The 9624-nt window shown below is 44.4% G+C and carries 11 protein-coding genes; 2 read left to right on the forward strand and 9 right to left on the reverse strand.

Features of this window, described 5'->3' with window-relative positions:
- Positions 1–1472 (forward strand): APC family permease (locus AC3OH0_RS07115; RefSeq protein ID WP_498345301.1); only part of this gene is annotated, 1472 nt, incomplete at its 5' end.
- Here AC3OH0_RS07115 and AC3OH0_RS07120 read toward each other — a convergent pair.
- From AC3OH0_RS07120 to AC3OH0_RS07135, 4 genes are all read right to left on the reverse strand, one after another.
- Positions 1461–2042: a hypothetical protein gene (locus tag AC3OH0_RS07120; RefSeq protein WP_498345302.1), complete on the reverse strand. Its 582-nt coding sequence runs from the start codon at positions 2040–2042 to the stop codon at positions 1461–1463. The two genes, AC3OH0_RS07115 and AC3OH0_RS07120, sit on opposite strands and share 12 nt — an antisense overlap.
- Positions 2032–3144, reverse strand: coding sequence for a signal peptidase I (locus AC3OH0_RS07125; protein ID WP_498345303.1), 1113 nt, complete (start codon positions 3142–3144; stop codon positions 2032–2034). Before AC3OH0_RS07125 ends, AC3OH0_RS07120 begins: the two co-directional genes overlap by 11 nt.
- Positions 3141–4490, reverse strand: coding sequence for a hypothetical protein (locus AC3OH0_RS07130; protein WP_498345304.1), 1350 nt, complete (start codon positions 4488–4490; stop codon positions 3141–3143). The genes AC3OH0_RS07125 and AC3OH0_RS07130 overlap by 4 nt, the downstream gene beginning before the upstream one ends.
- A 122-nt stretch (positions 4491–4612) precedes the next feature.
- A complete protein-coding gene (locus AC3OH0_RS07135) occupies positions 4613–5185 on the reverse strand; it encodes a hypothetical protein (RefSeq protein WP_498345305.1) in 573 nt (190 codons plus the stop codon).
- Positions 5186–5360: 175 nt separating this feature from the next.
- Between AC3OH0_RS07135 and AC3OH0_RS07140 the strand changes: the two genes are divergently transcribed.
- Positions 5361–6107 (forward strand): bacteriohemerythrin, encoded by a 747-nt coding sequence (locus AC3OH0_RS07140; RefSeq protein WP_498345306.1) that lies wholly within the window; start codon positions 5361–5363, stop codon positions 6105–6107.
- Here AC3OH0_RS07140 and AC3OH0_RS07145 read toward each other — a convergent pair.
- From AC3OH0_RS07145 to AC3OH0_RS07165, 5 genes are all read right to left on the reverse strand, one after another.
- The gene (locus tag AC3OH0_RS07145; RefSeq protein ID WP_498345307.1) at positions 6104–6370 is read right to left on the reverse strand and encodes a transcriptional regulator; all 267 of its coding nucleotides are present in this window, start codon (positions 6368–6370) and stop codon (positions 6104–6106) included. The genes AC3OH0_RS07140 and AC3OH0_RS07145 overlap by 4 nt on opposite strands.
- Positions 6371–6926: 556 nt before the next feature.
- The gene (locus tag AC3OH0_RS07150; RefSeq protein ID WP_498345308.1) at positions 6927–7556 is read right to left on the reverse strand and encodes a hypothetical protein; all 630 of its coding nucleotides are present in this window, start codon (positions 7554–7556) and stop codon (positions 6927–6929) included.
- 99 nt (positions 7557–7655) lie between these two features.
- Positions 7656–8018 carry a hypothetical protein gene (locus tag AC3OH0_RS07155; RefSeq protein WP_498345309.1) on the reverse strand — a complete coding sequence of 121 codons (363 nt, stop codon included), beginning with the start codon at positions 8016–8018 and terminating at the stop codon, positions 7656–7658.
- A 16-nt stretch (positions 8019–8034) separates the two neighbouring features.
- A complete protein-coding gene (locus AC3OH0_RS07160) occupies positions 8035–8889 on the reverse strand; it encodes a hypothetical protein (RefSeq protein ID WP_498345310.1) in 855 nt (284 codons plus the stop codon).
- Position 8890: 1 nt separating this feature from the next.
- The coding region (locus tag AC3OH0_RS07165) for a carbohydrate kinase family protein (RefSeq protein ID WP_498345311.1) at positions 8891–9624 on the reverse strand (734 nt) is incomplete at its 5' end.

Here is a 9624-nt window from a genome sequence, read left to right on the forward strand (position 1 = left end):
CGTCAGGACTGCTCATCTACTCTGTGCAGGATATTGGAAGGCAAGGCGTGTATGGTGCCGACGTAGCTATTTCTTACGTTGTTGGAGGACTAGCATTCCTCCCTATAGTGCTCACAATGATTCAGGTAGGAATGTACGTGAGGGATATCGGGGGACCGTACGTCTTGATATCTAAGACAATTTCACCCTACATGGCCTTCTTATCAACAGCCTTCTACATGTTTGCTAGCGGCGCGCTTCTCACCATAGGTTTTCTAACATCTCTTTCCATCGAGTTTTTATCCACACCAATATATCTCGCCGGATATTACTCCGGGAACGGCTTCCTGACAGGGCTCGGCCTGGTTCTAAACTCAACGGTTTCCATGATGGTTTTCTCAGTCATTATGGTAGCATCAATCTGGATGATCAATACTGGTGGATATGGTGCTGTTAGAAAGGCTTTATACTTCACCACTCTACTCCCCCTTACAGTTTTATTCACCCTCTACGGCTTCACAATACTATCTTTCTCAACGATTTCATTAGCTGAGAATGACATTGTGGGGTTCCACAGTATTGCGGGAATAGTGTTTAACGGTGAGGAAGCTGCACAGCATTTTCTACAGCCGCTTTTAACCGCGGATATTAGGTCGGCCACTTTAAACTACGCCTTAATAGTTTTCTGGTCATACCTGGGTTTAGAGATACCAGCGTTTCTCTCGGGCGAGGTAAAGGAGCCTGAGAAAGCCTATGTAATCGGAGGGTTCACGGCTTATTTCACGGTAATTCTAACCTATCTCTTCTCAAGCAGTGTTGTGAAAGCAGCGGGGGTCGAATCACTCGCAGCATACTCATACCTCTATTTTAACAACCCTGATTTGCTTCAAAGGTTTATCACCCTTGAAATGATACCGCAGCCTTCACTTTTCCTCCCATTTTATCTAACGCTTCGCAACCCCTTACTGATTACACTGCTTGGCTTCGCAGGCTTCCTCTTCTTTTTCAACACGGCTTTGACTTCATGGGCTTCATCCTTAAGGGCGATTCATGCTTTATCCCGCGACGGCTTCATCCCAAGCTACCTAGGCGAGTTCGACGCAGAGAAAGGAGTCTACCCGGGGGCTAACAACATAGTTTTCGCCGGCTCACTAATCGGACTTGCCTTGGGATTGATCTCTCGGGAGTTTAAGACCATTCGCTTAGCATTGCTCAGGGTTTTCAACTTCTCCTACGGGGTAATGATCACGCTTCTAGGGTTCTCACTGGCTCTTTACGGCATAGTTTCTATAGCGGAGACCGCCTCTAAGTACGGGAGGTATAAAGTCACTCTCACCGTTATCTCGGGCTTGTTATGCTCTCTCATAGGTTTGGTGATCACGGTGAGCACAGGGGTGGGGGCAACCCTCTATGATTTCATAGGAATAGTGATCGCGGGCTTGCTTATCTCCACGTTGCTGTTAATCTCGGTCCTACATGCTTCAAGGAGGTAGCCTTTCATAGGTCCGTAAAACCCACATTGTCGCGACCACAGCGTTGAGAATGGAGAGAAATAAGAGTGGAATAGGGGATAGTACGATGTTGGCTAGAGGCGGTATCTCCATGCTTATTCTCCCAAGGATCAAGATTCCAGCTGAATTTGTCTCGACATACTCCCCGATAAGGGATTCAACCACTCTCCCTATGTAAACGATGTGAGTCATGTAGAAGAAGGTTGTGGAGAATATGGAGGCCAGGGAGGTCGGGAACATTAGCCTGGCTAGTAATGGATTATGCCTCCTGTAGACCCAGTATGTAACTGAATTGAGTCCTAGGACGAGTAGGAAAAGACTGTTCAAAGTGATCGGTATGCTGAGGCTTACGGCTTTCTCAAGCTCAGGTATTCTGACCAGTGTATCACCTATTTTCAACTGGTAGAAGGAGAAGGCTATGAAGCCCTTTAATACCCCGTCCAGGATGTAAAGAGGTATTATTAGCACGAGGAGTATGGTTAAGCTGTAGACTATTGCAAAGCATCCTGCAATAAACTGATAGGCCAGTAAATTATTCTTATTACTTGTCAAGCCTCCCCACCCATGTAAGGGTCTGGTTCATGAAGGTGTATCTTACTTCAACGTAGCCTTGTGTTGTAATCCCTGCGAGGTCGATTTCCCTGGTCTCAAAAGGCTTGAGGGTGAAGCCAGGTGCAGAGAATTCTCTAACCTCACCCATATACTGGACTCTTAGACCTTCAACGTTGCTCCTGATCTTGTAGCCGAGTATTTCAATGGGGACGGGATTAGGGTTAAAAATCACTAGTTTATCATTCACTACTGATAAGACGGGTTTTTTCCAGTCTATTACAAAGGGGTATTTCCCTATTAGGAATCCCTGGTCTAGTGAAAGTCTTAGCTTAACCATGAAAGCTGAGAGATTGTTAACGTAAAGTTGCGCGTAAAACTCGGCGGGCGGATGAACCAGAACTTTATCGCCATCGATATAGTAGCTGGAGCATTGCATTGTTAATGATTGAGCAGTTAAAAGACATTCCTCAACCCCCTTTATTCTCAACCCCGTCGAGTGATAATCTATGGTTAATGCTGAGTAACCGGCTTCTGAGAATAATCTTGCAAGGCTCATGCTAGGAAGCGATAGCTTTGTCAGAGCCGGAGGGGTTTGCAAAACATAAATAGTGAGGTAGGTAAGATTAAGTAGCAGAAAGATAAGGAACACGAATGTCTCCATGACAAAGGCTTGTTTAAGACCTTTCCACGGACTTACTGGGAAGAAGACGAATATGAGTGATATCACGATTAATGGAAGCCATATTAGCAACGGTATGGCACCTATTACTTTAAACCTTATAAGCTCGGTCGAAAAAGGGGGGTCGTTAGAAGGATTATAATCGCCCTTGGTAATAGCGTATGTCCCGTTCACCAACATTAGCCTATGTACGACACATGTTGATACATCGACACAATAGATTACCACGTCTCCCTCCTTATACGAGCTAATGAAGGATCCCACCCCAATAACAAGGTCGCCCGGCTTTAGCGTGGGATACATTGAAAAGCCTGAAACTGTGAAAAAACCTAGCGGGGTTGGGATGAATCTTGCTCCAATGCTAAGACTGACTATGAGAATTAGGTATACTATTCGGATAATTCTTCTCGTCCTCTCCTTCACGATTTTTCACCTCCTAAACCGTAGAGAGTAAGAGGATATGATACGCAGACAGACTTACTCGAAAAACAGTACTCAACAGAGAGTTTAGCCATGTAGACGCTTCTGAAAAAGAGTCCGCTTACAACTACTTTTAGACCTTTCTGTCGGAGGGTCAAGGTAGAGGTGTGAGGGGATATTACCTCTCCGTTCACAATCGTTATCGGGGATGAACTCATGCTTGAAGATTCCAGCGTTATATTGAATGTAGCCTTCCCTACCGCTTCAATAGATTCTAGGATGAGGCTTACGTCAAACTCTTCTGCGGAGACAGGATAAAGTTGAATTACGCTCAGTCTCAACTCGGAGCAATTAATGTAGAAGAATACTGTAGCACCAGTATACGTAGGATCTGCGTATCCCTCGAAAGCCTTAGCGCTTGAAACCAAATACTCTTCGCCACCTATCAGTGGAGTGGATGTTTTCGCCGAGCTAGAAGTATTGTTCGAAGCGATCTGTAATACACCGTCATCGCCCACTCCCGTGACAAGGTCTTTGACAACGCTTAACATCGCGGTCCCATTAGCGTCTGAGACCTCCTCCCCTACAAGGCTTCCATTTGAATCGTATAACCGAGCATAAGCGTTGGGAGAGAGTCCTGTGACAGTCAGGTATGCAGGGCTCCTTCTCGAAAGGACGAAATCGTCGAATATAGCGCTCCCCCCATCTATCTCCAACCCCACGTATTGAGCAGGGAACCTTCTGTTGCTGGTGCTTGTTGCTGAAACCGAGGTTAAGTATACACCGTTTTCCGAGTAAATTCCCGCGGTGATGATGATAGAGGTTGGAGTGTACTGGTACCTCACTATTAATGTGTACCATTGATCAGTATAGGAGAAGTTTGGGGAAGATGCTAATTGACTCCACCCATTAAGACTCTCAACGTTATAGCTCCAAATGTTTAGTCTTGCGCTAGCGCCAGAAGGGTTTATGGAGATCTCATACAAGCGGTTGAGGTTATTGTTAATCAAGACTATTCCAGCCCAACCTGTACCCGTGTATCTTATTTTAACGCCCACGTAGAACTCTACGTACGAGCTCAAAGCGAGGTTTAAATAATACTGTGACGCTCCTCCTATTCCACCATTGTTATCCTGACCACTCGCCCCGCTTCCTTTGTAACCATTTGCACTGATCCACCAGCCACCTCTTCTTGCCAACCAATCAGGGGAGGTTTGCTCGAAATCGCTCCAGTAAATGGTGTTGTTAGACCTCTTAGTGATATTGAAAGGTACGAGCGGGCTGTCTAAAACGGTTAAAACAACAGGGGGTGGAACAGGAGAGATTTGTGCTTGCAAAGGGTTATACACATAAACCCCTGCGTGCAAGCTTGTAAAATAGGGAGCCACAACGAACAAGATGAGTAGGGTTTTCAATGATGTTTTAAAAAATTTGGCGAAAAAGAAAATTTTGTCCACAATGATGATTCACCTCACGGCGGCGTCTCAGTGTTTGCAGTGCTGTACACAAGCTCTAGAAGGATAGTCCCGCCTCCGGTTGGGGGCGTTGTCGAGCTACCTCCGTTGGTCCCATATATGAATTCAAAGTCGATTTTGAGCTCCCCGTTGCCGTTTAGAACCACCCAGCCACCTGGTTGCAACTGAGTTGTTAACAAGTCCACCTCTCCTACCTTGGTTGCCCCGTCGTAGAAAAGTAGTTTGGCACGAGCCAGGTTCCCATCAGTGATTGTCGAGTGGATGTTCACTTTCACGTAGTAGACCTGGGAGTCCAAGTTCTTAATTCTTAACACATCCGAATAGTACGTTCTCTGATAGGTAGGGTGAAGCGTGACTGATGCGCTGGTGCCTGTTGCATCGATAATGGTTGAAATAATCGTCCCGTACAAGTCTCTCTGATTGCTATTGCTTCCTTCGACAAATATGACTGGTGGGGAGGTAGGGGAAACTTGAACGATCGCAGGGTAGTATATGAATACGCTGGCGAACACAATACTTGCTAAGATCGTTGCAACGGTTAGACCTAGTATATACTTTCCAGCCTGCATAGTCCACCCCTTTTCGGGATCATGATTTCATGCGGTTTCCTTAAAAACGAGAGAACATTACTAAGTCTGTATTGAATAATGAATTATAAGCTTAAAAATTAATTTACAAATTATGAGGAGTTGGTTTTTGATACCAGAAGCCGGAGCCACCGATTCATTGAGCAATGATTGTGGCGTGAGTTTTTCGCCAATGCTTCGAAACGCTTCTCAGAAGATAAGGTTAAGCAGGCTAAGAGACCTGCTTGAGCTTGAAAGACTGGAGCATCTTGGTCAAACCTTGAGGGATTTGGCACGGGAGGTTTCAAAGGCTCGGGAGGAAGATTACTTGCTACTAGATTATAGGAATGAGAAAGGTGTTAACTGCTTAATATTGGCGAAAGCTTCAACGATCGTCAACGTTGAGTGTCTCGGGGTTGAAGAAAACGCTGATAAATACGTCGAGCTTCTTACTCGTGCGTGCGTAGAAGGCAGGGGTGAGCTTCGAGTTTACAGAGTCAAACCTATCTTTATCGAGTGGTTGAAGAAATACGAGGTCGGGATACCTGTTCTCGACAAGGCTCATGAGAAAATGTTCACCGAATTCCAAAAGGTCTTTATCGCTATCCTAGACGGGAGAGTGGACCAGGTTCCTGGGCTGATTAAAGAAGCCTATGAGTCAATTCTGGGACATTTCAGGGTTGAAGAGCAGTTGATGGCGAAGTATAACTACCCTCGGGCTAAGAGGAGGGAGCATGAAGAAAGCCGTGCAGAGTTTGAAAACATTGTTAAGAGGCTTGTTCAAGCCGCGGATGAAGGCCGGTTTGTAGAATTATATATCCAGCAATACCAGTTCCTACTAACTTACTTAGACTACATGTTAAGGGAGGATAAGGAGTTCACGAGCTTTCTCCTTGAAAAATGCGGGGTTAACTGCACCGTTTAACCCGTTTTAGCCTCCTGCTCAAGCTTTTTCAACTCTTCCTCAATCTCTTTCTCAATTTCCTCAATAGGTTTAGGCGGAGGCGTTGTGGCTAGAGTGTACCCTATCCATCCCAGTATGCCGAAAACGCCGATTACAGCGATCATCAGGGTTAGCTGGACGAGTATGAAGCTGTACTCTGTTAGGAAAAGCACGTATCCGTAGATAATGATAATTATCAACGAGGACAGTACAAGTAACCATCCTATCATTTGATCACGACTCAATACCTTCAACCTCCAGGAGTTCTATCGTATTCGAATATATAAAAATCTAACTCAGGCTTTTATATCCTCTGTCCATTATTGGGGCAAAGCCTAATCATGAGTCACCTCTTAAACATCGGACCCGAACCCGGTTTCTGAATAATGCTCGTGACTAGTATTTGAAGAGGCTTGATTTTGAGTGAAATCCTTGATAAAGGTGCAAGCCTCTCTAGTTTTCGCTAGAGACACCGGGGACTGGATACGACGTAGCGGCTTCGTACGAATTAAGACGATATGGTAGCCTTGCTCTGAATGCGTTTTCAAGGGCTTGATACACAGTTTTTATCTTTAACAATAGAATTATTAAGTAAAGATTTCGGGCAGTATTGAGCCGTAAAAAATGTTAATAGTTCTCGTACAAGCCCATGGGTCTTGAACGATATCAAAGGGGAAGCAGCTCCGATTAGCTCGGGCCTGAATATTGAATAAGACTGGGAGTATCGTCTGACCCGCTGAGTTAGCCTTGTCGAGTATCATGTCTTATTTAAACAGTAGTGGATTTTCCAAGGATCTAGAGTTAGGCTTTACAAGAGACATATATTTTAGCGAAAGCCTGCAGTTGATCAAGAAACTCTGCTAACTGCATTTTTTCAAATTTTTTCTTCAACTCGCGAAATTCTCTCCTTAAATTGCCCGCACAGCTTGAGTCTTTCTTGAACAAGGCTTTAGACGCTAACTCCTCTTGCACCCTCTTCTCTAGCTCGCGAATGAAGAAGATAGATTCCTCAAACTTACACATTATTGTTGAGAGATAGAGTGCGTGCACCAGCCTCACAATGGGCTCCAACTCTGTTAAGGGTAGGTATAGCTCTATCTTATAAATTCTCGCCTCAAATAAATCTCGCGATGATAAAATACGGTTTAATTCCTTAACAGTGTCTTCGAAACTAGGTATTTCCTTGCAGTATAAGTGAGTTACCTGCTCCCCGATCATGACTAGGTTGCAGTTCGAGGTAGGGCTGCGAATATCTATGTAAACCGGATAGTTTGCTGACTCCTTTACTGCGAATTCATATATCTTACGACCTGGTTGGTTGAGAGTTACTATCAATGTAACCTCAAGCTTCTGACTGAGAACACTTAGAGGGAGTAATTCGAAACATGTTTTAAGACTAGTAGTAGCTGTTATTTTACTAGTACCAGCCAAATTCAAATCAACCTTAATTCTATTCTTCTTTCCGTTAAATAAAAATTTTCAACATTAACACGCGTTCAGCGTCGTTGGAACGATGTGAAACGATCCTTTTCAATCAAAATCGCATGCAACTTTCTCCCCACTCTCAATTAACTGGTATTTAGCGAAACCCTGTTTAAGATCCTCAGGTGCTTGAGAGACTAGTACTATGGAGCGTCTCGTGGGGTGTAGAGATGTGAGGGCGAAAGCCCTTACCAATCCCGCAACAGTAGCCTCCTGGAGCACTATTATCTGGTCGTTTAACTCTATTATGAATCTTGTGTGGAAGTGTCCTGGGGGGATGCAAGCCACGATCTTTTTGACATCCTCGTTTCGATATATTTTGATGGGTTTTTCCATAAGGATCAACCACTCTCTTGCAACAATTAAGTATTCGATACTTCCATCTTTTATGTGTGAATCAATGCTGATCAAGTTTTAGATGAGCAGGTTAGAGAATGATGAATCTGCTGGTGAGCGTGATATAGCTTCTTAGAAATGAATACTTGAAGGGGATGTAGACGAATATTTCTATGTTATCCCTCTCCAACCTATCAATTACGGCGTTAATCAGCGAAACAACATCTAGCTCCATGTTAATGTTCAAATCTGATGGAGTTATAAACAAGGTATTTGCTTCCCATCCGGAATAAATACTCTTCTCTCTCACGATCTCTTTAATAACATCCTCCCAGGACAATCCCTCTCCAGATTTTTCAACTGCTTCACTAATAGTTTTCAAAAGCATAGTGAATTCTGGCCCGAACAATTTTTCAGCGATCCTTAACAACTTGCTGAGTTTTTCCAATTCTACCTGATACTCTTCGTAGTTTTCATGTCTTAAATAATTCCTTCTTATCATCCTTATCTTCTCGGAAGTTTCCAGCAAGTCTTCTAAGAGAATTGCGGCATTAAGTCTATCCGACATAGTTGTGAAATCATACTTTCTCGCGTTGACCAGTGCGTTAAGAATTCTCGTTACTTGAATGTTTCTAGGGCTTTTCTTCTCGTAAATGATCGCTAGCTTACCTATTTTATGAATAGATATGAAGCGGGCGAGCATTGAGAGAGTGTCGATTACCTCCCATAGCGTTGAATCAAAATAAACTGGAAGACTGGTCAGGTAAAGGTTGTCCGGGTCGCAGTTGAATACTATATGGGATTTCAAGAATTTGAGCTCTGTTTTTAAATCTTGGTTTTCTAAAACCATTACTACCTTGCTATTAGATTTCCCCGCTCTGTACCCGTAAAAGGCGTTTTTACTCAACAGGAGTCCTACGGTTTTAGCTAGTTCAGCACAGGACATGTTACTCATTCACAATATCGCTTATGCTCCCTGATAACGGCCTAACCGTTGTCTTCATTAACTGTTTCCTGAAAACTCTCTTATCGCCACATATGAAGCTGCTTCGGCAAGAAGCTTTTAAAGCCCCGGCTGCTACAGCGTACTTCAACGCCTTCTCCACGCTCCCGGTTTCAATGTAGATCGCATTAAATAGCGCGTTGAAAGCGTCCCCGGAGCCTGTTGTATCAGCAGGTTTTTCAACAGGCTCTGCATGAGAGTACCATGCTTTACCGTGATTTATTGCCACAGCTCCTTTACTCCCTAGTTTTAACGCGATAAGCTCTACGTTCAGGTTTTCCAGCTTACTGAGAGAACCCTCGGTAAGCACCAACGCTTCATGCTTGTTGAGGAATAAGACATCTACGTGCTTCAATGTTTTCAAAACCCTGGAGCGGGCTGTGCTTACGAATCCGCCTGGATCGTATGAAACAAGGGGAACGTATTTCTCAGCCACGCTCGCTACCTCGCAGGCTAAGCTAGGGTTAACGGATGCCACGTGCAACACGTGTGCCTCTTTCAGCAAGTCCAGCGGCACGTCTCTCGGGGTCAGAGACTGGTTTGCGCCGAGATATCTGATCATCGACCTGTTGCCGTCAGGGTAAACCATGATTATAACCATGCCTGGACCGTCCTCAACTATTTTAGCAAAGGTTGTTATGACGCCTTTCTCACTGACAGCTTCAAGCGCGCTCATGG

Source organism: Thermosphaera sp., from assembly GCF_059755995.1.

Bases quoted from the DNA above. Each gene is read 5' to 3' on its own strand.
- AC3OH0_RS07160 (WP_498345310.1), bottom strand. From the start codon at position 8,889: ATGTCCTGTGCTGAACTAGCTAAAACCGTAGGACTCCTGTTGAGTAAA.
- AC3OH0_RS07135 (WP_498345305.1), bottom strand. From the start codon at position 5,185: ATGCAGGCTGGAAAGTATATACTAGGTCTAACCGTTGCAACGATCTTA.